This is a genomic window from Streptomyces sp. NBC_01381, assembly GCF_026340305.1.
In the GTDB taxonomy this organism is placed as follows: Bacteria; Actinomycetota; Actinomycetes; order Streptomycetales; family Streptomycetaceae; genus Streptomyces.
In genome coordinates this window covers 1,643,511-1,666,351 of sequence record NZ_JAPEPI010000002.1, presented here as the reverse complement: position 1 = coordinate 1,666,351, position 22,841 = coordinate 1,643,511, and the positions used below count along the sequence as shown (strand labels likewise).

The window sequence follows — 22,841 nt, the reverse complement described above, 5'->3', positions numbered from 1 at the left end:
TGGGTGGGCGGGAAAGGATCCGCCGCGGAGCGGCGGTACAGGACAGCCCGCCCTGCGGCAGCCGGGACGCTCGGCGCACCCGCCCGGCGGCAGCCGGGGGGATCGGCGCGCCCCGCCCCGGGGGCCGGAACGCACCGCCCAGCCAGGCCGCAGGCCAAGTGTGACCTTCGCCTCCCCGAGCCGGGACTGGGCAGCCTAGTTACCGACAAGTAGCATGGTTCCCGGAAGCGCGCCGCAGGCGCACCCGCACCCTGGAGGAGAGCCATCGTGCCTCGTACCGTCAGGGACGTCGTCTTCGTTGATGGCGTCCGCACCCCGTTCGGCAAGGCGGGCCCGAAGGGCATCTACCACGAGACCCGTGCGGATGACCTCATCGTGAAGGCCATCCGGGAGCTGCTGCGCCGCAACCCGGCCCTCGACCCCGCCAAGATCGACGAGGTCGCCATCGCCGCGACCACGCAGATCGGCGACCAGGGTCTGACGCTGGGCCGCACGGCCGGGATCCTGGCGGGCCTGCCCCAGTCCGTGCCGGGCTACTCGATCGACCGCATGTGCGCCGGCGCCCTGACCGCCGTGACGGCGACCGCCGGCTCCATCGCGTTCGGCGCGTACGACGCCGTCATCGCCGGTGGTGTCGAGCACATGGGCCGCCACCCCATGGGCGAGGGCGTCGACCCGAACCCGCGGTTCGTGAGCGAGAAGCTCGTCGACGAGTCCGCCCTCTTCATGGGCATGACCGCCGAGAACCTGCACGACCGCTACCCGAGCATCACCAAGCAGCGCTCCGACGAGTACGCCGTGCGCTCGCAGGAGAAGGCCGCCAAGGCGTACGCCAACGGCAAGATCCAGCAGGACCTGGTGCCGGTCTCCGTGCGCCGGACGAACGCCGAGGCCGGTGAGACCGGTTGGGGTCTCGCCACCGCCGACGAGCCGATGCGCCCGGGGACGACCCTGGAGAACCTCTCGGGTCTGAAGACGCCGTTCCGTACGCACGGCCGCGTCACCGCCGGCAACGCCGCGGGCCTCAACGACGGCGCCACGGCGTCGATCATCGCCTCCGAGGACTTCGCCCGCGAGAACAACCTGCCGGTCAAGATGCGCCTCGTCTCGTACGCCTTCGCGGGTGTCGAGCCCGAGGTCATGGGCTACGGGCCGATCCCGGCCACGGAGAAGGCGCTCGCCCAGGCGGGCCTGACCATCGACGACATCGGTCTCTTCGAGATCAATGAGGCCTTCGCCGTCCAGGTGCTCGCCTTCCTCGAGCACTACGGCATCGCCGACGACGACGCGCGCGTCAACCAGTACGGCGGCGCCATCGCGTACGGCCACCCCCTCGCCTCCTCCGGCGTACGTCTGATGACGCAGCTGGCGCGGCAGTTCGAGGAGCAGCCCGAGGTCCGCTACGGCCTGACGACCATGTGCGTCGGCTTCGGCATGGGCGCCACGGTCATCTGGGAGAACCCGAACTTCAACGGAGGCAGCAAGTGAGCACCAACACCGCTGAGCTTCTGAAGGGCGCGGCCGAGCTGTTCCCGGACGAGGTCGTCACGCAGGCGCACGTACGCCACCTCGACCTGCCCGCGGGCGCCGGGCGCTTCGCGCTCATCACGCTCGACAACGGCTTCGACCACACCAAGCCGACCACCTTCGGCCCCGGCTCGCTGGCGAACCTCAACGCCGCCATCGACCAGGTCGAGAAGGAGGCGGCCGAGGGCACGATCGTCGGCGCCGGCATCACCGGCAAGCCGTTCATCTTCGCCGTCGGCGCCGACCTCAAGGGCGTGGAGATCCTCAAGCGCCACGAGGACGCGCTCGTCATCGGCAAGAGCGGACACGACGTCTTCAAGCGTCTGTCCGGCCTCGCCGTGCCGACCTTCGCCTACTACAACGGTGCCGCGATGGGCGGTGGCGTCGAGGTCGGTCTGCACTGCTCCTACCGCACCGTCTCCAAGGCGCTGCCCGCCTTCTCGCTGCCCGAGGTCTTCCTCGGTCTGGTCCCGGGCTGGGGCGGCTGTGCGCTGCTCCCGAACCTGATCGGCGCCGACAAGGCCGTCTCGGTCATCATCGAGAACTCGCTGAACCAGAACCGCCAGCTCAAGGGCAAGCAGGTCTTCGAGCTCGGCATCGCCGACGCGCTCTTCGAGGGTGCCGACTTCCTCGAGCAGTCGCTGATCTGGACGGCGTCCGTGCTCAACGGCACCGTCACGGTGGAGCGCCCCGAGATCGACCGCGCCGAGGGCTGGGACGCCGCCGTCGCGCGCGGCCGTGGCATCGCCGACTCCAAGGTGCACGGTGCGGCCCCGGCCGCCTACCGCGCCCTGGAGATCATCGAGGCCGCCAAGGACGGCGACCTGCAGAAGGGCTTCGACGCGGAGGACGTCGCGCTCGCCGACCTCATCATGGGTGGCGAACTGCGCAGCGGGCTCTACGCGTTCAACCTCGTACAGAAGCGCGCCAAGCGCCCGGCGGGTGCCCCGGACAAGAACCTGGCGCGCCCGGTCACCAAGGTCGGCGTCGTCGGCGCGGGCCTGATGGCCTCGCAGCTCGCGCTGCTCTTCCTGCGCCGCCTCGAGGTGCCGGTCGTCCTGACCGACATCGACCAGGAGCGCGTCGACAAGGGTGTGGGCTACGTCCACGCCGAGATCGACAAGCTGCTCCTCAAGGGCCGCGTCAACCAGGACAAGGCCAACCGCCTCAAGGGCCTGGTCTCCGGTGTCCTGGACAAGGCCGAGGGCTTCTCCGACGCCGACTTCATCATCGAGGCCGTCTTCGAGGAGATCGGCGTCAAGCAGCAGGTGTTCGCCGAGGTCGAGGCCGTCGCTCCGGCGCACGCCATCCTCGCCACCAACACCTCCTCGCTGTCCGTCTCCGAGATGGCGTCGAAGCTGAAGCACCCCGAGCGGGTCGTCGGCTTCCACTTCTTCAACCCGGTCGCGATCCTCCCGCTCCTGGAGATCGTCCGCGGCGAGCAGACGGACGACGCCTCCCTGGCCACAGCCTTCGGTGTCGCCAAGAAGCTGAAGAAGACCGCGGTGCTCGTGAAGGACGCCCCGGCGTTCGTCGTGAACCGCATCCTCACCCGCTTCATGGGCGAGATCCAGAACGTCATCGACGAGGGCACCCCGGTCGCCGTCGCCGAGAAGGCCGTCGAGCCGCTCGGTCTGCCGATGTCGCCGCTGGTTCTGCTCGAGCTGGTCGGTCCTGCCATCGGTCTGCATGTGTCGGAGACCCTGAACCGCGCCTTCCCGGAGCGCTTCACGGTGTCCCCGAACCTCGCCGCCGTCGTCAAGGCCGGCAAGCGCGGTTTCTACGTGTACGACAGCGGGAAGCCGGAGCTCGACCCGGAGGTCGCCGCTCTCCTCAAGCAGGGCGATGTCGTCCTGACCGAGGAGCAGACCCGTGACCGCGTGCTCGACGCGGTGGCGCAGGAGATCCGTCTGATGCTCGACGAGGGTGTCGTCGCCGAGGCGCAGGACATCGACCTGTGCCTGATCACCGGCGCCGGCTGGCCCTTCCACCTGGGCGGCATCACGCCGTACCTGGACCGGGCGGGTGTCAGCGAGCGGGTCACCGGCAAGAAGTTCCTGGAGCAGGGCCTGGCGAGCGTGCCCGCGTAACGCCTGAGCAGTGACTCCTGAACAGTGAGAGGGGTGTCCGGTCGGCTGCCGACCGGACACCCCTTCGCCGTTTCCCGGGGCCTGCGACGTACGGGCGTACGGGTCAGACCCGCGTCCACGCGTCCAGGGCGAGGCCCGGCTCCGCCTTCTGCCGTGCGATGTGCAGCGTGCCGTCCACGCTGATCGCCGCGAGCACCACCCGCCCGCGCGCGTCGAGCGCCAACGCCGGTGATCCCAGGCACGGTTCGCCGGTCTCGGACCACCACAGGCCCGCCTCCTCGCGCTCCGTGGGGAACGCCGCGAGCGCGGGGCGTCCGGTACGGGTGCGGTGGGCGAGGATCGTGCAGTCGTGGCCGTCGATCGTCGCGCGCAGGGCGGCCGTGGGGCCCGGGTCGGGGGTGCCGCTCAGGGGGATCGGGGCGGCGTCGGAGCGGTGGGCCTGGACGCCCGTGGCGCGGGCGTCGGCGGCGTAGTACGTGAGGCCGTCCTCCGCGGTCTCCAGGGCCGTGCCCGAGCCGGGTGCCGGGGCCAGCGGGATGTCGTCGCCGCGCACGAACTCGCCGCCCTGCTTCTCCTGGGCCCAGTGCAGCGTCTTGTCGGCCGCGGGCCCGAAGACCGCCACGCGTCCCGTCGAGGTGGCGACGGCCACGATGCCGTCGAGGACCTGGCGGACCTTGAAGTCCTTCCAGCCCTCCCACTGGCCGCCCTTGCCCTCGCGCCGCAGCCGGACGCTGTTCACGGCGTCCCGTACGAAGACATGGACCGTGCCCGCGGCGTCCACCGCGGCGGTCGGGGCGCCGAGGTGCGGGGCGCGCTCGACGAGCTTGGTGTGCGGGTTGCCGAGCGAGCGCCAGTCCATCAGCGGGCGCCCCGACTGGTACTGGATGGCGTGCACGACATCGACCTCGGGGTCCGCGCCGCCCGGCTTCGGGCGCCGTCGCAGGCCGATGAAGTGCACGTATCCGTCGGCGCCCTGGGCCAGGGTGAGATGGGTGATGTCCGGTGCGGCGAAGAAGTCGGGGCCCGTCCAGTCGGGGCCGCCGGGGCGGGTCTCCGTCCAGCGCAGCAGGCCCCCGTCCGTGCGGGCGTACGCGGTGAGCCGGTCGTCCTTGCCGCGCAGCAGCCAGCGGCCGGTCTCGGGCGTACCGGTCGCGGCGCGGTCGCCGCCGGCCGGGTGGGCGGGCTCCTGCCCGGGCCTGGGGGCTGACCTCTGCGGCATGACTCGGCGCCGACCTTCCTTCGAGCGTTCGCTGGTCGTGGCCTGGGGACTGTCCGGGGTTCGGGGCCGGACATGTCCTGGGGCCGACGGCCCACAAGTCTACGTTTGGTGCGCACGGCCGCCGGTCAGGGCCCGGACCCTTGGTGTGCCAGGGTTGCGCCATGACAACTCTGCTCGTCGTCGACGCGGCGAACGTCGTCGGCTCGGTCCCCGACGGCTGGTGGCGCGACCGGCGCGGGGCCGCCGAGCGGCTGCGGGACCGTCTGGTGCCGTACGCGGATGAGGGCCTTCCCGGCCTTCCGGGCCCGCTGGACGTCGTGCTCGTCGTCGAGGGGCAGGCCCGCGGTGTGGAGTCCGTGCCGGGCGTACGCGTCGACTCGGCGCCGGGCAGCGGGGACGACCGGATCGTGGAGTTGGTGGCGCTGCAGGGCTCCGACCGGGCCTGCGTCGTCGTCACCGCCGACCGGGAACTGCGCCGCAGGGTGACCGATCTCGGCGCGCGGTGCCTCGGCCCGCGCAGCGTGCGTCAGCCCGACGCCGGGCGGGAGTAGGTCCGGGAGTAGACCACCGCGCCCACCACAGCCACCGGGCGAGCACCGCGGCCACCACGGACTCCACGGCCACCGGGTGACCGAACTCCCCGCGCAGCGCCCCGGCCCGCGCAGCGTGCGTCAGCCCGACGCCGGGCGGGAGTAGGTCCGGGAGTAGACCACCGCGCCCACCACAGCCACCGGGCGAGCACCACGCACACCACAGCCACCGGGCGACCGAACTCCCCGCGCAGCGCCCCGGCCCGCACACCGTGCGTCAGCCCGACGCCGGGCGGGAGTGGACCCGGGAGTAGATCACCGCGCCGTCCACCGTCGCCACCGGCGCATAGCCCGCCGCGAGCACCCGGCGCAGCGAAGGCACCCGCTCCGGGGCGAACGGCTTGCCCCGCGAGTCGTCGACGATCAGCGCGGGCGGCGCGGCCGCGAGCTCGGCGCGGAAGACCGGCCAGGCGCCCTGAACCGCGTACTTCTCGCCCACCTGGGGGCCGTTGCGGCCGCCGCTGTAGTTGGTCAGGAGCCCCGCGGTCAGATAGCGGCTCGCGGGGTCGCGGTCGGCGAGCCAGTACGTCTCGGGGTGTATCCCCCAGAGCAGCACCCGGTCGCGCGGGGATGTGCGCGCCCTGACCTCGTCGGCGATCCGCTCGGCGTGCGCCAGTTCGGGGCGCGGCGCCAGCATCCCCCAGGCCAGGAACAGCACACACGCCCCGGCCGTCACGGACACCGCCGTCAGGGTGCGCTCACGGGGCAGGATCTGGAGCGCCGCGGTGCCCAACAGGGCGAGTGGTGGGGTGAGTTGGAGGTAGTAGTGGCCGAAGAAGTGGAAGCCGACCAGAACCGCACCCACCGATGAGGCGAGCCAGAGCCACAGCTCCGCCGAGCCGGTGCGCGCGACGCGCAGGACGCGTACGACGGGCGGGATGATCCCGGCGCAGGCCGCCGCGAGGATCACCGTATTGGTCAAACCCCGGACCAGCACGTGGAGTTCGGACCCGGTGAAGGAGGCGTAGGCGCCCGATCCCGTCACCGTCCAGAAGAGGAAGCCGGCCGGGTCGGTGACGGCGGCCGCAGCGAGGACCGGGCCGCACAGACCAACTCCCAGGCGCAGTACGTCCCTTCGGCCCGCCCCTGAGCTCCAGAGGAGCCACGCCACCGGCACCAGCATCGCTCCCCCGGTCTGCTTGGCCAGGAACGCGCAGGCCACTGCGGCCCCGGCCAGGGCCCACCGGCGCCGGTCGGCGCACCACAGGGCGGCCGCTGTACAGGGCAGCATGAACACCTCGAAGGTGGCCGCCTGTACGTCCTCCGGGTTCAGGCCGACCGAGATCAGGAGATACAGCACGCCGGCCGTGCGGCCCGCCCCGTCGCCCCAGCGGCGCCGGGCGACACACGTGAGGAGGACGGCGGTGGCGAGCTGGGCCGCGACCGCGAGCACCTTCAGCGGGAGCAGGCTCGTGTCGCCGCAGAGCGCGAAGGCCCCTTCGTACAGCCAGGGGACGAGCGGCGGCTTGCGGTCGACGACCGTCTCGTAGAGCGCGCCGCCGTCCGCCAACATCCTTGCCTGGACGGCGAGATAGCCCTCGTCCGGGCTCCACAGCGGCCACCGGAAGGAGGGCACCCGGGTGAGGCAGGCCAGCGCGGCGAGGACCGGGAGCAGGCGCCTGAAGTACGGGCGGCGGGGCGCCGGCGCGTGCTCCGTGCGGGGGCGCGGCACCCAGGGGACGCGTACGGAACGTAGGGACGCGGAGGGCTCGGCGAGCATGGGGTGCACGCTATCCGGCCCCGCAGTCCCCATCAGAGCGGGACATACGGGGCCGGTCGATTGACGGCAAGAGACCGCGGCGGCTACAGAGCGTCTTCGGCCTGGAGTCCGCCCCCGCTCTTGCCCATCCGGCTGTGCGAACGCCCGTACAGGAAGTAGACGACGAAGCCGAGCACCATCCAGATGCCGAACCGCAGCCACGTCTCGCCCGGCAGGTTCAGCATCAGCCACACCGAGGCGGCCACCGAGAGGATGGGCACCAGCGGCACCAGCGGGGTGCGGAAGGCGCGGTGCAGTTCGGGGCGGGTGCGGCGCAGGACGATCACGCCGATGGCCACGACGACGAACGCGAAGAGGGTGCCGATGTTCACCAGGGTCGCGAGCTCGTTGATGCTGGTGAAGCCCGCGATGATGGCGATGACGACGCCAAGGAGGATGGTCGGGCGGTAAGGCGTCTTGAAGCGCGGGTGCGTGATGGAGAAGAAGCGCGGCAGCAGACCGTCGCGGCTCATCGCGAAGAACACGCGCGTCTGGCCGAGCAGCAGGATCAGACACACGGTGGTCAGGCCGACGGCGGCACCGAAGCTGATGGCGCCGGCGTACCAGGGGTGACCGGTGGCCTTGAAGGCTTCGGCGAGGGGCGCGCTGACGGACAGCTTGGTGTAGTGCTGCATGCCGGTGACCACGAGCGAGACGGCCACGTACAGGACCGTGCAGATGAGGAGCGAGCCGAGGATGCCGCGCGGCATGTCGCGCTGCGGGTTCTTGGTCTCCTCTGCGGCGGTGGCGACCACGTCGAAGCCGATGAAGGCGAAGAAGACGACGGAGGCGGCGGTGAAGATGCCCATGACGCCGAAGTTGGTGGGTTCGTAGCCGAAGATCAGCTGGACCATGGGGGCGTCTTCCCAGCCCACCCCGACCTCCGGGGTCACCGCGTCGGGGATGAACGGCGAGTAGTTGTCACCCACGATGAAGAAGAGACCCGCGATGATCACGATCATGACCACGGTCACCTTGATGGCCACGACGACCGCGGTGATGTTGGCGGACAGCTTCATGCCGACCACCAGGATCGCGGTCAGCACCAGGACCAGCAGGAAGGCCAGGATGTCGAAGCTGCCGCCTGGAATGTCGGGGCCTTCCAGGGCATTCGGTAGATGCCAGTTCGCGTTGTCCATCAGGGAGCGCACATATCCGGACCAGCCGACCGCGACGACGGCCGTGCCGAGGGCGAATTCGAGGACGAGGTCCCAGCCGATGATCCAGGCGGGCAGCTCACCGATGGAGGCGTAGGCGAAGGTGTACGCCGACCCGGCCACCGGGACGGTCGATGCGAACTCGGCGTAGCACAGGGCCGCAAGGGCACAGACGATGCCTGCGGCGACGAACGCAAGGGCGGTCGCGGGCCCCGCGTTCTCCTTGGCCACCTTGCCGGTCAGGACGAAGATGCCGGTGCCGATGATGACGCCGACGCCGAAGACCATGAGGTCGAAGGCGGAGAGCGACTTCTTGAGCGCATGCTCGGGCTCTTCGGTGTCCCGGATGGACTGCTCGACAGTCTTCGTTCTGAAAAGGGTGCTTGTCACGGGCGTACCTCCACGCTTGTCGTCCTCGACATGATCGAGACGGGGGGTGTTCCGCAAGCTCCGGCACGGGGGGATTCACGCAAATGGGCCGGTCCCACCACCCGTACAGGGTGGTGGGACCGGCCCATGAGGGACGGTGGTTGACGACCGTCAGTCGCGCGCGGGCTCCCCCGCGTCGACCGAGTCCACGGCCGCGGCCCGCTCGAAGCGCCCGTCCAGCTTGGCGACGAGACCCGTCATCTGGCGGGCGATGTCCGGGGCGGTCAGACCGATCTCGGCCATGACCTCCTTGCGGGACGCGTGGTCGAGGAAGCGCGGCGGGATGCCGAAGTCGCGCAGCGGCACGTCGACGCCCGCGTCGCGCAGGGCCTGGGCGATCGCCGAACCGACGCCGCCCGCGCGGGAGTTGTCCTCGACGGTGACCACGACGCGGTGCTGCTCGGCGAGCGGGGCGAGCGCCTCGTCGACGGGCTTGACCCAGCGGGGGTCGATGACGGTCGTGGTGATGCCCTGCTTGTCGAGGAGATCGGCGATCTCCAGGCACATCGGGGCGAGCGCGCCCACGGAGACCAGGAGGACGTCAGGCCGGTGCGTGGCGGCCTTGCGCAGGACGTCCATGCCGCCGACCTTGCCGACGGCCTTGACGGCCGGGCCGACCGCGCCCTTGGAGAAGCGCACCACGGTCGGGGCGTCCTCGACCTCGACGGCCTCGCGCAGCTGCAGACGGACCTGGTCGGCGTCGCGCGGGGCGGCGATCCGCAGGGTCGGCACGCACTGCAGGATCGACATGTCCCACATGCCGTTGTGCGATGCGCCGTCGGTGCCGGTGATGCCGGCCCGGTCCAGGACGAAGGTGACGCCGCACTTGTGCAGGGCCACGTCCATCAGGAGCTGGTCGAAGGCGCGGTTGAGGAAGGTCGCGTACACGGCGAAGACGGGGTGCAGGCCGCCGGTGGCCAGGCCCGCGGCGCTGACCGCGCCGTGCTGCTCGGCGATGCCGACGTCGTAGACCCGCTCCGGGAACTCCTTGGAGAACTTGTCGAGGCCGACCGGCTGGAGCATGGCCGCGGTGATCGCGACGATGTCCTCGCGCTCGTGGCCGAGCTTGACCATCTCCTCGCCGAACACGGAGGTCCAGTCGACGCCGGAGGACGCGATGGGCAGGCCGGTGTCGGGGTGGATCTTGCCGACGGAGTGGAAGTGGTCGGCCTCGTCCTCAAGGGCGGGCTTGTAGCCGCGGCCCTTCTCGGTGATGCAGTGCACGATGACCGGGCCGCCGAAACGCTTGGCGCGCGTCAGGGCGGACTCCAGGGCCTCGATGTCGTGGCCGTCGATCGGGCCGACGTACTTCAGGCCCAGGTCCTCGAACATGCCCTGCGGGGCGATGAAGTCCTTCAGGCCCTTCTTCGCGCCGTGCAGCGTCTCGTAGAGGGGCTTGCCGACGACCGGGGTGCGCTCCAGGAGGTCCCTGCCGCGGGCCAGGAAGCGCTCGTAGCCGTCCGTGGTGCGCAGGGTGGCCAGGTGGTTGGCGAGGCCGCCGATGGTGGGCGCGTACGAGCGCTCGTTGTCGTTGACGACGATCACCAGGGGGCGGTCCTTGGCGGCCGCGATGTTGTTCAGGGCCTCCCAGGCCATGCCGCCGGTGAGCGCGCCGTCGCCGATGACGGCGACGACGTGGTCGTCCTTCTTGCGCAGCTCATTGGCCTTGGCGAGACCGTCGGCCCAGCCGAGGACGGCGGAGGCGTGCGAGTTCTCGATCACGTCGTGGTCGGACTCGGCCTGCGAGGGGTAGCCGGAGAGGCCGCCCTTCATCTTCAGCTTCGAGAAGTCCTGGCGGCCGGTGAGCAGCTTGTGTACGTAGCTCTGGTGGCCGGTGTCGTAGAGGATCTTGTCCTGGGGGGACTCGAAGACGCGGTGCATGGCGATCGTGAGCTCGACCACGCCGAGGTTGGGGCCGAGGTGGCCGCCTGTCTTGGAGACTGCGTCGACGAGGAAGGTGCGGATCTCGTCGGCCAGCTGGATCAGCTCCTCCTGGCTGAGCCGGTCCAGATCGCGCGGTCCCCTGATGCGGGTCAGCAGCGGCACCCGTGCCTCCTTGCAGTAGAGCTGTTCAAGCGTTGCCCGGATGTTGCCCGGGCCTGATGAGTCTAATGTTCCGCAGTTGACGGCGGCGTCCGGGCCGGGAGTTGTGCGTCACGCGATCGGCGGTAGACAGAGAACTGCCCGGCACCGCGCCATTGCGGTACCGGGCAGCCCCCGATCAGGGTTCGGGCAGGTCAGGCGCGGCCTGCCGTCTTCTGGGTCTTGCGGGTCACGGAGTCGATCACGACCGTGGCGAGCAGTACGCCACCGGTGATCATGTACTGGACCGGCGTCGCAATGCCTTCGAGTGCCAGGCCGTACTGGATGGACGTGATCACCATGACGCCCAGGAGGGCGTTCCAGGTGCGGCCGCGGCCGCCGAAGAGGCTGGTGCCGCCGATGACGGCCGCCGCGATGGCGTTCATCAGGAGGTCACCGGTGCCGGCGCCCTGGTTGGCGGCGGCGATCTTGGAGGCCATGAAGAGGCCGCCCGCCGCCGCGAACGTACCGGCGATCGCGTAGACCGACGTACGGATCAGGGTGACGTTGATACCGGCCCGGCGGGACGCCTCGACGCTGCCGCCGAGGGCGAAGATCTTGCGGCCGTAGCCCGTGCGGCGCAGCACGAAGTCGGTGCCGACCAGGACCACCAGGAAGATCACCAGGGCCAGCGGGAGGCCCTTGTACTGGTTGAACATCATCGCGGCGGCGAAGGCCACGACGGCCAGGACCACCGTGCGCACGACGATCTCGCTCAGCGGCCTTGACGGGACTCCGGCCGCCTCGCGGCGGCGGCTGTCCAGGAAGGAGGAGAGGAAGAACGCCACGACCGCGACGACGGCGAGGCCGTAGGCCGCGGCGACGTCCGTGAAGTAGTACGAGGTCAGCTTGGCGATCAGGCCTTCGGAGTCCAGGTTGATCGTGCCGTTGTCGCCCAGGATCTGGAGCATGAAGCCCTGCCAGAACAGCAGGCCTGCCAGGGTGACGGCGAACGCCGGGGCGCCGATGCGGGCGAAGAAGAAGCCGTGGATGGTGCCGATCACGGTGCCGGTGAGGACGGCGACGATCAGGGCTATCCACTCGGGTGCGCCGTGCGTGACGGCGAGCACGGCGGCGACCGCGCCCGCGACACCGCTGACCGAGCCGACCGACAGGTCGATCTCGCCGAGCAGCAGCACGAAGACGATGCCGACCGCGATCATGCCGGTGCCGACCATGGCGACGGAGATGTTGCTGAGGTTCTCCGCGGTCATGAAGCGCGAGTTCATCGAGGCGAAGATCGCCCAGATGATGATGAGGCCCGCGACGACCGGGATGGAGCCCAGGTCACCGGCGCGCATCTTCCGCTTGAACTCGGTGATGTATCCGGCGAAGCCCTGCTCGCGCACGAGCAGGCGGGGGTCGACGGCGGTGACGGCGTCGGCCGCGGCGGCCGGGGCGTCGACGGGTGCGTCGCCGGGCGTGGAGGTCTTCTCGATGCTCACTTCTGGACCTCCACGTTGCGCGCCGCGCGACGGGTCACGGCATTGTCCGTGGCGCCCGTGATGGCGGAGATGATCTCTTCCTGCGAGGTGGTCTTCACGTCGAAGACTCCGTTGTTCCGGCCGAGCCGGAGCACCGCCACCTTGTCCGCGACGGCCTTGACGTCCGCCATGTTGTGGCTGATGAGGATGACCGCGTGGCCACGCTCGCGCAGCCGCTCCACCAGGTCGAGGACCTGGGCGGTCTGCTCGACGCCGAGGGCGGCTGTGGGCTCGTCGAGGATGACGAGCTTGGGCTCGCCCAGCATCGAGCGGGCGATCGCCACGGTCTGGCGCTGACCGCCGGAGAGCGAGGCGATCGGGATGCGGACGCTGGGGATGCGGATCGACAGCGTGGTGAGGAGCTCGCGGGCGCGGCGCTCCATCTCCACCTCGTTGAGCACGCCGCGCCTGCGCAGCTCACGCCCGAGGTAGAGATTGCCTACGACGTCGATGTTGTCGCACAGCGCGAGGTCCTGGTAGACGGTCGCGATGCCCAGGTTCTGGGCGTCGTGCGGCTTGTTGATCGAGACGCTCTTGCCTTCCCACTCGATGACACCGTCATCGATGGGATGCACGCCGGCGATCGTCTTGACCAGCGTGGACTTTCCTGCGCCGTTGTCGCCGACCAGGGCGACCACCTCACCGGCACGGACCTCAAGCTCTACGTCGGTGAGCGCCTGGACGGCACCGAATCGCTTGGAGACCCCGCGCAACGCCAACACGGGCGTAGCGGACACGTGAACCATCTCCTTCGCCGCCTGACCGGCGGGAGGTTGAACAGAAGAGAACGAGAAATACGAGACGTACGAGAAGTACGAGCGGAGCAGAAGAACGCGAAGACCAGAGGGTGTTTCTGTCCGGCGCCCCGCCATAGCTGCGGGGCTGTTGAAGCGGAGCACCGGACAGGCCTCAATGGTGGTGAAGTCCCGTGGAAAGCGGGGGACTTACTTCAGGCCGACCTTGCCGCAGTCGGCCTTGTACTTGGCCGTGCAGATCTCGTCGACGGAGTAGATCCCGTCCTTGATGACGGTCTCCTTGATGTTCTTGTCGGTCAGCGAGACGACCGGCACGAGCACGGTGGGGACGCCCTTGGTGGTGGGGCTGTCGACCTTCGTCTTGGCGATGGAGTCGAGCTTCTCGCCCTTGCCGAGCGCGACGGCCATCTCCGCGGCGACCTTGGCCTCCGCCGGGTAGGACTTGTAGACGCTCATGAACTGCTCGCCCGCGACGATGCGCTGCACTCCGGCGAGCTCGGCGTCCTGGCCGGTGACCGGCGGGAGCTTGGAGAGGCCCGCGGCCTTGAGGGCGGTGATGATGCCGCCCGCCATGCCGTCGTTCGCGGAGTAGACGCCGTCGATCTTGTCCTTGCCGAGGGCCGAGATCGCGCCCTCCATGTTGGCGTTGGCGTTCTCCGGCTTCCACTCCTTGGTGTCGTACGACTTGCCGACCTTGACCTTGCCCTTGAGCACGGACTCGGCGCCCTTCTTGAAGAGCTTGGCGTTCGGGTCGGTGATCGCGCCGTTCATCATCACGATCTGGCCGCCCTTGGCCTTGTCTCCGAGGGCCTCGAGGAGGGCCTTGCCCTGGACGCGGCCGACCTCTTCGTTGTCGAAGGAGGTGTACGCGTCGATGGGGCCCTCGGCAAGGCGGTCGTACGCCACGACAGGGATGCCCGCGTCCTTGGCCTTCTTGACCGAACCGGCGATCGCCTTGGAGTCCACGGCGTCCACGATCAGCACGTCCACCTTGTTGGTGATCATGGTGTCGGCCTGCTGGTTCTGTACGGTCGCGTCCTGCTTGGCGTTCGCGTAGGTGACCTTGGCCTTGCCGTCGGTCAGCTCCTTGATGTGCTTCTCGATCAGCGGCTTGTCGAACTTCTCGTAACGCGCGGTCTGGTTCTCCGGCAGGAGCAGACCTATGTTCAGCGCGTCACCCTTCTTCGAGCCCGCATTCTCATCCTTGTCACCGCCGGACTCCTTGGCACTGCCACAGGCGGCAAGGGTGACGGCCATGGTGGTGGCGGCAACGGCAACGGCGGCACGACGCATACGCGTGTTCATTTGGGAACCTCCCTGACGTGGCCGCGTCGTTGCGGCCGAGGTGGCTCGAAGTCAACTCGGCCGCCACACCAGCGTCAAGGAGTAAATCCTTAACGAGATGACAACGGTGCCATGCGTTATCTAAGTGAAGGCAGGTGCAGACGCAGGGAGAGACCCGTCCAAAAGGGTCGAATCGCCCATTTCGCTGAGCGCGAGGGCAAGGGCGCCGAGCACTTCCGCTCGCCCACCAAGTGCCCCCGGAAGCACGGAGAGTTGGCGTGCCGCACTGGGGATCGCATAGCGCCCCACGGACTCCCTGATGGGCCCCAGGACCAGCTCACCGGCCTCCGCGAGGTCGCCGCCGAGGACGACCCGGCTGGGGTTCAGGAGGTTGCAGAGATTCGCCACACCGCTGCCGATGTGCCGTCCGACGTCGGCGATCACCCGGCGGCAGCCCGGGTCGCCGCCCCGCGCGAGGGCCACCACGCGCTCCATGGTCAGATCGGTGCCGTGGCTGGACTGCAGCAGCGGCAGGACGTACCGCGCCGCGGTGAAGGTCTCCAGGCAGCCGCGGTTGCCGCAGCGGCAGACCGGGCCCGACTCGTCCAGGGTGATGTGCCCGATCTCGCCCGCCGTGCCGCCGGGGCCGCGGTAGATCCGGCCGTCGATCACCAGGCCGGCGCCGACACCGCTCGCGACCTTGATGTACGCCAGGTCCTTGACCCCGCGGCCGCTCCCCCAGACCAGCTCGCCGAGCGCTCCGAGGTTGGCGTCGTTGTCGACGTGCACGGGCACCCCGAGGCGGCCGCCCAGCTCCTCGGCGGGCTTGGTGCCGGTCCAGCCCGGCAGGATCGACGTCGAGCCGAGCGTCCCGGACTCCACGTCGATCGGCCCCGGCACACCGAGACCGACCCCGGCGATCTTCGCGCGGTCCACGCCGGTGGCCGCGATCAGCCTGCTGACCAGCTGCTCGGCCCGGTCGAAGCCCTGCGCGGCGGACGCGTCCACGTCCAGCGGCTCGGACTCCTCGGCGAGCACCTGGTGGGCGAGGTTGCCCACGGCCACACGCAGATGCGTGTGCCCGAAGTCGACGCCGATGACGATGCCCGCGTCGCCGCTGAGCGAGACGCTGCGGGCCCTGCGGCCCCCTGCCGAGGTGGGCGTGACCTCGACCGTTCCGCCGTCCTTGAGCTCCCGGACGATGTTGGAGACCGTGGCCGCGGACAGGCCGGTCGTCCTGGCGATCTCGGCCTGAGTGAGCGAACCGGCGAGCCGTACGGCGCGTACGACCCGCTCAAGATTGGCCCGGTGCAGCGACGACTGCGACCCCGGAGTCTCCATTGACTCAGCCACCCTTTTCCGTATGCCGATGTACGTAACGGCTTCGTCGCCGCCCGTACAAGTTGTGAACTCCAAGCTCTGCTGAAGGGGTTAGCGCAGTCAAGTCCTTGACGGAAATCTCCCCGGCCCAACAGCCGGACAGGCCGGGTCCAAGTGACCGGGATACACCCCAAACCACCCAGACCCGGCCTGCGGGGGCCGATCCGTTACTTGACCGAGCCCGCCGTGAGACCCGAGACGACATGCCGCTCGATGAAGGCGAAGAGCACGATGACCGGCACGATCGCCACCACCGACGCCGCGAAGAGGTAGTTCCACTCCACGGTGTAGGCGCCGATGAAATTGTTGATGCCGACGGTCAGCGGCTGCTTGTCGGGCTCCGTGGTGAGCGTGAGCCCCATCACGAACTCGTTCCAGGAGGTGATGAAGGTGAAGATCACCGCGGTCACCACACCGGGCAGCGCGAGCGGCAGCGTGACCTTCACCATGGCGCCGAAGCGGCTGGTGCCGTCCACCATGGCGGCCTCCTCCAGCTCCGGCGGGATCGAGCTGATGTAGGCGGTCAGGATCCACACCGCGAAGGCGAGGTTGAACGCCGCGTTGGTGATGATCAGCGTCCAGACCGAGTTGAGCATGTCCAGCTGGTGGAACTCTCGGTAGAGACCGACGAGCAGGGCGGTCGGCTGGAACATCTGCGTGACCAGGACGAGCAGCAGGAAGGCCTTGCGCCCCCGGTAGCGCATGCGTGCCGTGTAGTAGGCGGCAGGCAGCGAGACGAGCAGCACCAGGAGCGTCGCCCCGCCCGCGACCAACAGGGTGACCTGCAGGTTCTGGCCGAGCTCGGACTCCTTCCATACGTCGATGAAGTTCGCCCACTCGAAGTTCTGGGGCAGGTACGTGCGGTCCCGCAGCTCGCTCTTGGGCCGCAGGGCCGTGATCACCATCTCCAGGTACGGCGCCAGGAAGAGCGCCGCGAGCGCCCAGGCGACGACGGTGATGACGAACGTGCGCGGCCGGAAGGTGCGCTTGGGCTTGGGGGGCTTGGGGGACTTCTGCGACCCGGTCCGGGTCGCCGTCGCGGTGGCCATCAGTCCTCCTCGTTCCACCGGCTGACCTTCAGGAAGATCAGCACGAGCACCACGACCATCGCGAAGTTGACCACCGACATCGCAGCGGATTCACCGATGTCGGTCTCCTTCAGCTTGTACATGAACACCATCGACGTGGAGGTGTCGTAGCCCGGACCGCCCTGCGTCATGGCCCAGATGATCGGGAAGGAGTTGAAGACGTTGATGAGGTTGATGACCACGCCAACGAGGAACGCGGGCCGCAGCATCGGCAGCGTGATGTGCCGGTACGTCTGCCAGCCGCCGGCCCCGTCGATCCGCGACGCCTCGTAGACGTCCTGCGGGACGGTCTGCAGTCCGGCGAGCAGCGTGTACGTCGTGAAGGGCAGCGAGACGAAGACGGCGACGGCCATCATCCACGGCCAGGCGGTGTCCGAAGACCCCAGCCAGTCCTTGGACTTGTCGATGAGACCGAGGTCGAGCATCACCGTGTTGAGCACGCCCGCGGTCTGGTTGAGCATCCACTTGAAGCCGATGGCGGTCATCAGGACGGACGCCGCCCAGGGGGCGATGAGCGCCCAGCGCGTGATGCGGCGGCCGGGGAACTTCTGGTTGAACAGCTGGGCGAGGCCGAGCGAGAGCAGCATCGTGACGCTCACGACGACGACCGTCCAGATGGTCGTCCAGAAGAGCACCGAGCCGAAGTCGCTCTCCTCGAAGAGCTTCTTGAACTTGTCGGTTCCCGCGCTGCCGCGCACGACACCGGCGATGGACACATTGAGGAACGAGGTGCGGATCAGCTCGACGACCGGCCAGACGACCACGGCGAGGATCAGCAGGATGACGGGCGCTATCCAGGGCAGCGGGCCGAGCCTGGCGATGCCGCTGCGCCGGCTGACCGGCCTGGGTGCGCGCCCGCCCCGTCCCCGGCCGGTGTCGGCCGGGGGCGGAGGGGCCTTCAGTGACACAAGGACTCCTTGTGAACGGAGCGAACGGGGGTCGGCTGTCTGCTACTTGGCCGCGGCCGCCGCGTCCTCCGCCTTCTTCTGCAGATCACCGAGGACCGACTTCGGGTCGTCGGCCGCCGCCTTGCCGCCGGTCTTCTTCATCTCGGCGGAGATGACGTCCCACGAGGTGTCGCCCAGCGGGTAGAACTTGGCGTTCGGAAGCACCTCGAAGAACGGCTCCAGGTCCTTGTGCTTGCCGTTGCCCTGCATCTCCTTGAGGGTGTCCTGGGTGACCGGCATGAGGTTGTACATCTCGTCGAAGGCCAGCATCTTCTTGGAGTACGTGAAGTCCAGGAACTTCTTCACGCCCTCCTTCTCCGCGCCGCCGTCCTTGAACGCCATCATCCAGTCGGCCACGCCGAGGGTGCTGTCCAGCGGGCCCGCCTTGCCGGGGATGGGGGCGACGCCGTAGTCGACCTTGCCGTCCTTGGCCATCTGGATGAGGCTCGGGTGGCCGTTGAGCATGCCGACCTTGCCGGCCGCGAAGTCCGCGAAGGCCGTCTTGCGGTCGGTGGAGGCCGGGTTGGAGTACGTGAGGCCGGGCTTGACCAGGTTCTTCTGGAGCCACTCGAAGGTCTCGACGTTCTTGGCGCTGTCGAGCGTGTACTTGCCGCTCGCGTCGGTGTAGCCGCCGCCGTTGCCGAGCTCCCACATCATCGTCTCGCCCTGGGTCTCCTCGGGGCCGAGCGGCAGGGCGTAGGGGGTCTCGGCGGCCTTGGAGTCCTTGATCTTCTTTGCGGCCGCGGCGAGTTCGTCCCAGGTCTTGGGCGGCGTCTTCACACCGGCCTTCTTCAGGACGGCCTTGTTGTAGAACATGACGCGGCTCGATGAGACCCACGGGATGCCGTACTGGGTGCCGTCGACCTCGCCGGCCTTGGCGAAGGTCGGTATGAGGTTCTCCTTGGTCTTGGGAGAGAGGACCTCGTCGGCCTTGTAGAGCAGGTCGTCGGCGACCTTGTCGGCGTAGCCGCCGGTCTGCAGCAGGTCGGGCTGGTCGCCCGCCTGGATCATGTTCTTGACCTGCTTGTCGATCTCGTTCCAGTTGATGACCTGGACGTCGACCTTGTAGCCCTTGTTGGCCTTCTCGAACTCTTTCTTGACGTCGTTCCAGTAGATCTTGGAGGCGTTGGAGGCCTTGTCGCCGTAGTCGGCGGCGACGATCTTGATGGTCTTGCCGTCGCCGCTGTCGCTGTCACCGCCGCAGGCGGTAAGTCCCAGTGCCATCGCGAGCGTTGCCGCACCGGTGGCGATTACTCGTTTCCTCATGCTGTTCAACCCTTCGACATCGGTGTCGACTTGAACGCGGGCAAAGGACCCCCCGCGGCGCCGTGGCGCCGACATTACTCACGGCCGGAATTGGCGCGACAGGCCTAGACCACTTTCGTGGCCAAGCTGAAATCACCCGCTGTCGGGGTCACTTGAGAGCGCCCGCGGTGAGGCCCGCCTGCACCTGTCGCTGGAAGACGGCGTACACGACGAGCACCGGAAGCATCGCGATCGTCAGGCCCGCGAAGAGCGCCCCCCAGTCGCCCCGGTAGCCCTGCGTCACGGCCAGGTTGGCGAGGCCTTGGGGCAGCACATAGCTGCTCTCCTCCTCGTTGTTGAGCAGCAGCGGAAGCAGGTACTGGTTCCACTGGCCGAGGAAGTTGAAGATGCCGATGCTGACCAGGCCCGGCTTGGCCATCGGCAGCATGATCTGGAAGAACGTGCGGGTGTGCGAGGCCCCGTCGACCATCGCCGCCTCCTGGACGCCCGTCGGCAGCGTACGGAAGAAGGAGGTGAGGAAGAAGACGGTGAAGGGCAGCGAGTAGGCGATGTACGCGATCATCAGACCTGGCCGGGTGTCCAAAAGGCCGAAGTTCTCCATGACCGCGAAGAGCGGGACCAGGGCGAGGATGACCGGGAACATCATGCCGCCCGCGAAGAGCAGGAAGATGAACCGGTTGCCCGGGAAGGTGAATCGGGCGATCACATACGCGGCCATCGACCCGAGCAGCATGGTGCCGGTGAGTGAACCCGCCAGGATGATCAGCGAGTTGAGCGCGTACTGGCCGATGCTGGCCTCGGTCCACGCGTTGCTGAAGTTCTCCCAGTGCAGGGAGGACGGCCAGCCCATCGGGTCGCTGAGGATCTCGACCGAGGGGCGCAGCGCCGTGAGAGCGACCCAGACGAGCGGGCCCGCCGCGAGCACCACCCACAGGACGAGGAAGGCGTGCGAGAAGACGTTCAGCGTGGCGCCGCCCGCCGAACCCCCGTCCCTGCGGGGCGAGTCGGTGGTCTCTTTGCGGGGCGCGGTGGTGTTCGTGGTCATGATGCAGTGGCTCCCGCGGTCTCAGTATTCGATCCGGTCGCGATTCCCGATCCTCATGACGATCAGCGAGAACGCCATGCTGAGGACGAGGAGGACGACGCCGATGGCGGTCGCATAGCCGTACTGGCCGTCCCGGAATCGCTCGTAGAGGAAGACCGGAGTCACCTTCAGCACATGCTCGGGCACCATCACCAACACGATGGCGAACGAGTCGAGTGCCTGAATCCCCATATAGATCCAGCCGGTGCGCACGGTGTCCCAGATCAGCGGAAGCGTCACGCTGAAGAAAGTCCGCCCCCGCCCCGCGCCGTCGAGCAGCGCGGCTTCGTAGATGTCCCTGGGGATCGCCCCCATGGCCGCGGAGAACAGCACGACATAAAAACCGACGAAGCTCCAGGAGAGCACGACGAGTACGGCGATGAGGGCGAGGGAGCGGTCGCCGCCGAGCCAGGCGGGCCCGTCGATGCCCACCTTGTCGAGCCCGCCGTTGATCAGCCCGCTGTTGGTGTTGAGGACACGCCCCCACACCACGGCGATGATGGCCACCGACAGGACCTGCGGAAAGAAGTAGACGACTTTATAGAACGACGATCCCGCGACCCCTGCGATGGCCTGGCCCTTACGGTGCCGGCCGCCCGACGTGATCATGTAGGCGAAGAACATGCCGAGTACGAGCGTGACGAGCGGGGCGATGACCGCCAGGGCGACGCTCATCTCCAGGGAGTCCCAGAAGCGCTCGTCGTCCCACATCTTGGTGAAGTTGTCGAAGCCGATGAAGTTCGCCACCGGTCCGCCGGACCAGTCGGTGAACGAGTAGTAGATCGCCTGCACGAAGGGTGAGATGACGAACAGGGAGTAGAACGCGAGGGGCAGGCCCAGGAAGCCCGCGATGAAGCGGTACTTGTCGAGCGTGCGGTAGCGCCGGTCGTAGCGCACGCTGTCGGGCGTGAAGCGGGGCGGCAGCACCACCGCCAGGAGGAACAGCAGCTGGTTCGGCGCCTTGGGTGGGCCGCTCGGCGCCGCCGCCTCCTTCGAAGGTTCCGAAGGTGGGGGATCGTCCACCCGGGTGTCAGTCGTCATGCCCCTCCGCCCCGCCTCACTCACGTGCCCGCGTTCCCGGTCCCGTGCCTCTCGGATACCCCTCAGGCCTTCTTGACCTTGCTGACGTCCGGGTCCTTCAGGATCCGTTCGGACGCCTTCTCCATGGTGTCCATCGCCTGCTTGGTGCCGATCTGGCCCAGCATGAACTTGGCGATCATGTTGTTGAAGTCCTCGCGGAACAGCTCGTTGTACCAGTCGTAGAACTTGGGGATGACGACGTTGTCGCCGGCCGCCTCGATGGCCGCCTTCGCGCTCGCCGTGCCGGACGGCAGCTTCTGGCCGTCGACGGCGCCCTTGACCGCGGGGATCGAGCCGACCTCCTTGAACAGGTTCAGGGCGGCCTCCTTGCTGTACATCATCCGCAGCCACTCAAGGCCGCCCTGCACGTTCTTGGCCTTGGAGGGGACGATGAACGGCTCGCCGGCCGGGGCGTAGAGCGTGCCGAACGGCATCTTGTCGCTCGAATCCAGGGACGGCGTCGCACCGACCGTCATCTGGAAGTCCTTCGGGGTGGTGTCCTTGGCCTCGTTCTCCACCCACGAGCCATTGGGTACGAAGAGGCACTTGCCGCCCTTGGTCCAGGCGGTCTGCATCTCCGTGTGCGCCTCGGTGCCGTCGAAGCCGGTCAGCACGTACTTCTTGGATACGAGCTCTTCCCAGGCCTCGAACACATCCTTGACGGCGTCGTGCTTCCAGGCACCGGGCTCCAGATAATCCATGGCATCGATGACGTCACTCCCACCACGCTGCGCGAACATGGCATACATGCTGAAGAACATGTAACGGGGGTGACCGCCGGGGTAGCTCCACCCATGGATCCCCTTGCCCTTGGCCTTCTTGCAGACCGCGAGCATCTCGTCCCAGGTCTTCGGGTACTCGGAGTCGAGCCCCTCTTCCAGCAGCTTCTTGGAGTACCAGTTGCCGTAGACGGTCACGGCGATGTTCAGCTGGTAGCACTCCTTGCCGCCGAACTGGCCCATCGTCTCGACCACCGGCACCAGGGTGTCGCGCACCTTGACGTTCGGGTCGTCCCACGAGGGGGCGTCGAGCACCTCGCCGAGGTCGGCGACCTGCTTGTTGTGGACCAGCTTGCCGATGTTCATCTGGTCGGCGCCGGAGTTGTTGACGACGTCCGCCGTCGGCTTGCCGCGGACGATCTTCGGCTGCAGCTGGGTGGCGATCTTCGTGGTGGCCTTCTGGTCCGCGTCGGACTTCGGGTACTTCTCCTGGTACATGTCGGTGACGAACTGGGCGTACTTGTCGCCGTATCCGCCATTGAAGATGTAGACCCCGAGCGCGGCATCGGCTTTGACGCCTAGCGGGTTCTTCTTGGACTTCTCGCCCTTTTCGGCCTTGTTCTCCTCGCCGCCCCCGCTGGCGCACGAGCTCAGCGCGCCGACGGCCGGCACCGCAAGGAGGCTGGTCGCTGCCGCCTTCTTCATCACGTCACGACGGTTGAAGCTGGTGGATCCCATGCTCAAGTCCTCGCCTTCTCCAGGACTCAGGCGGTGTGCGGGACCCCGCCGGCTCACTGGGGCGAAGGGCCCGACACCGCGGGTCAGTTGAAGCTTGGGTGGTACTGAACGTGCGGCAACTCCATGGCAAGGGCTTGCACCCGCCACCACTCAGGGTGCCGAT

The 22,841-nt window shown here is 68.5% G+C and carries 17 protein-coding genes; 3 read left to right on the top strand and 14 right to left on the bottom strand.

Annotated features, from left to right (window positions below; translation table 11 throughout):
• Positions 1 to 267: 267 nt before the first annotated feature.
• Entirely contained in the window at positions 268 to 1,488 is a 1,221-nt protein-coding gene (locus OG453_RS29100; RefSeq protein ID WP_266871504.1) for an acetyl-CoA C-acyltransferase, read from the top strand.
• Positions 1,485 to 3,617 (top strand): 3-hydroxyacyl-CoA dehydrogenase NAD-binding domain-containing protein, encoded by a 2,133-nt coding sequence (locus tag OG453_RS29095; protein WP_266871503.1) that lies wholly within the window; start codon positions 1,485 to 1,487, stop codon positions 3,615 to 3,617. The genes OG453_RS29100 and OG453_RS29095 overlap by 4 nt, the downstream gene beginning before the upstream one ends.
• Before the next feature lie 103 nt (positions 3,618 to 3,720).
• On the opposite strand, the gene OG453_RS29090 is transcribed toward OG453_RS29095, so the two are convergent.
• Complete coding sequence (locus OG453_RS29090) at positions 3,721 to 4,836, bottom strand: hypothetical protein (RefSeq protein WP_266871502.1); 1,116 nt, start codon at positions 4,834 to 4,836, stop codon at positions 3,721 to 3,723.
• A 161-nt stretch (positions 4,837 to 4,997) separates the two neighbouring features.
• Here OG453_RS29090 and OG453_RS29085 point away from each other — a divergent pair, with 161 nt between their 5' ends.
• A complete protein-coding gene (locus OG453_RS29085) occupies positions 4,998 to 5,387 on the top strand; it encodes an NTP pyrophosphohydrolase (RefSeq protein ID WP_266871501.1) in 390 nt (129 codons plus the stop codon).
• A gap of 256 nt (positions 5,388 to 5,643) precedes the next feature.
• Here the strand turns inward: OG453_RS29085 and OG453_RS29080 are convergent, their stop codons facing one another.
• The 13 genes from OG453_RS29080 to ngcE all read right to left on the bottom strand — a co-directional run bounded on the left by OG453_RS29080 (position 5,644) and on the right by ngcE (position 22,678).
• Entirely contained in the window at positions 5,644 to 7,146 is a 1,503-nt protein-coding gene (locus tag OG453_RS29080) for a glycosyltransferase family 39 protein (protein ID WP_266871499.1), read from the bottom strand.
• Between the two features lie 83 nt (positions 7,147 to 7,229).
• Entirely contained in the window at positions 7,230 to 8,732 is a 1,503-nt protein-coding gene (locus tag OG453_RS29075) for an amino acid permease (RefSeq protein ID WP_266871498.1), read from the bottom strand.
• Between the two features lie 150 nt (positions 8,733 to 8,882).
• Entirely contained in the window at positions 8,883 to 10,817 is a 1,935-nt protein-coding gene (gene dxs, locus OG453_RS29070; protein ID WP_266871497.1) for a 1-deoxy-D-xylulose-5-phosphate synthase, read from the bottom strand.
• 191 nt (positions 10,818 to 11,008) lie between these two features.
• Positions 11,009 to 12,298: a sugar ABC transporter permease gene (locus OG453_RS29065; RefSeq protein WP_266871496.1), complete on the bottom strand. Its 1,290-nt coding sequence runs from the start codon at positions 12,296 to 12,298 to the stop codon at positions 11,009 to 11,011.
• Entirely contained in the window at positions 12,295 to 13,083 is a 789-nt protein-coding gene (locus tag OG453_RS29060; protein ID WP_266871495.1) for an ATP-binding cassette domain-containing protein, read from the bottom strand. Before OG453_RS29060 ends, OG453_RS29065 begins: the two co-directional genes overlap by 4 nt.
• A gap of 198 nt (positions 13,084 to 13,281) precedes the next feature.
• The gene (locus OG453_RS29055) at positions 13,282 to 14,397 is read right to left on the bottom strand and encodes a sugar ABC transporter substrate-binding protein (protein WP_266871494.1); all 1,116 of its coding nucleotides are present in this window, start codon (positions 14,395 to 14,397) and stop codon (positions 13,282 to 13,284) included.
• A 120-nt stretch (positions 14,398 to 14,517) separates the two neighbouring features.
• Positions 14,518 to 15,717: an ROK family transcriptional regulator gene (locus tag OG453_RS29050; RefSeq protein WP_266871493.1), complete on the bottom strand. Its 1,200-nt coding sequence runs from the start codon at positions 15,715 to 15,717 to the stop codon at positions 14,518 to 14,520.
• 206 nt (positions 15,718 to 15,923) lie between these two features.
• Positions 15,924 to 16,805 carry a carbohydrate ABC transporter permease gene (locus OG453_RS29045; protein WP_266871492.1) on the bottom strand — a complete coding sequence of 294 codons (882 nt, stop codon included), beginning with the start codon at positions 16,803 to 16,805 and terminating at the stop codon, positions 15,924 to 15,926.
• Positions 16,805 to 17,752, bottom strand: coding sequence for a carbohydrate ABC transporter permease (locus tag OG453_RS29040; RefSeq protein ID WP_266871491.1), 948 nt, complete (start codon positions 17,750 to 17,752; stop codon positions 16,805 to 16,807). Before OG453_RS29040 ends, OG453_RS29045 begins: the two co-directional genes overlap by 1 nt.
• A 42-nt stretch (positions 17,753 to 17,794) precedes the next feature.
• Positions 17,795 to 19,057, bottom strand: a complete 1,263-nt coding sequence (locus OG453_RS29035; RefSeq protein ID WP_266871490.1) for an ABC transporter substrate-binding protein — start codon at positions 19,055 to 19,057, stop codon at positions 17,795 to 17,797.
• A 148-nt stretch (positions 19,058 to 19,205) separates the two neighbouring features.
• Positions 19,206 to 20,102, bottom strand: coding sequence for a carbohydrate ABC transporter permease (locus OG453_RS29030; RefSeq protein WP_266871489.1), 897 nt, complete (start codon positions 20,100 to 20,102; stop codon positions 19,206 to 19,208).
• 21 nt (positions 20,103 to 20,123) lie between these two features.
• Complete coding sequence (locus OG453_RS29025) at positions 20,124 to 21,182, bottom strand: carbohydrate ABC transporter permease (RefSeq protein WP_266871488.1); 1,059 nt, start codon at positions 21,180 to 21,182, stop codon at positions 20,124 to 20,126.
• A gap of 62 nt (positions 21,183 to 21,244) precedes the next feature.
• Positions 21,245 to 22,678: an N-acetylglucosamine/diacetylchitobiose ABC transporter substrate-binding protein gene (gene ngcE / locus OG453_RS29020; protein WP_266871487.1), complete on the bottom strand. Its 1,434-nt coding sequence runs from the start codon at positions 22,676 to 22,678 to the stop codon at positions 21,245 to 21,247.
• Positions 22,679 to 22,841 lie beyond the last annotated feature (163 nt).

What these genes read in the sequence shown, in the direction of transcription:
- OG453_RS29025 (WP_266871488.1), bottom strand. Translation starts at nt 21,182, where the DNA reads ATGACGACTGACACCCGGGTGGACGATCCCCCACCTTCGGAACCTTCG.
- ngcE (WP_266871487.1), bottom strand. Translation starts at nt 22,678, where the DNA reads ATGGGATCCACCAGCTTCAACCGTCGTGACGTGATGAAGAAGGCGGCA.
- OG453_RS29030 (WP_266871489.1), bottom strand. Translation starts at nt 20,102, where the DNA reads ATGACCACGAACACCACCGCGCCCCGCAAAGAGACCACCGACTCGCCC.
- OG453_RS29080 (WP_266871499.1), bottom strand. Translation starts at nt 7,146, where the DNA reads ATGCTCGCCGAGCCCTCCGCGTCCCTACGTTCCGTACGCGTCCCCTGG.
- OG453_RS29060 (WP_266871495.1), bottom strand. Translation starts at nt 13,083, where the DNA reads ATGGTTCACGTGTCCGCTACGCCCGTGTTGGCGTTGCGCGGGGTCTCC.
- OG453_RS29035 (WP_266871490.1), bottom strand. Translation starts at nt 19,057, where the DNA reads ATGAGGAAACGAGTAATCGCCACCGGTGCGGCAACGCTCGCGATGGCA.
- OG453_RS29050 (WP_266871493.1), bottom strand. Translation starts at nt 15,717, where the DNA reads ATGGAGACTCCGGGGTCGCAGTCGTCGCTGCACCGGGCCAATCTTGAG.
- OG453_RS29090 (WP_266871502.1), bottom strand. Translation starts at nt 4,836, where the DNA reads ATGCCGCAGAGGTCAGCCCCCAGGCCCGGGCAGGAGCCCGCCCACCCG.
- OG453_RS29055 (WP_266871494.1), bottom strand. Translation starts at nt 14,397, where the DNA reads ATGAACACGCGTATGCGTCGTGCCGCCGTTGCCGTTGCCGCCACCACC.
- OG453_RS29045 (WP_266871492.1), bottom strand. Translation starts at nt 16,805, where the DNA reads ATGGCCACCGCGACGGCGACCCGGACCGGGTCGCAGAAGTCCCCCAAG.
- OG453_RS29085 (WP_266871501.1), top strand. Translation starts at nt 4,998, where the DNA reads ATGACAACTCTGCTCGTCGTCGACGCGGCGAACGTCGTCGGCTCGGTC.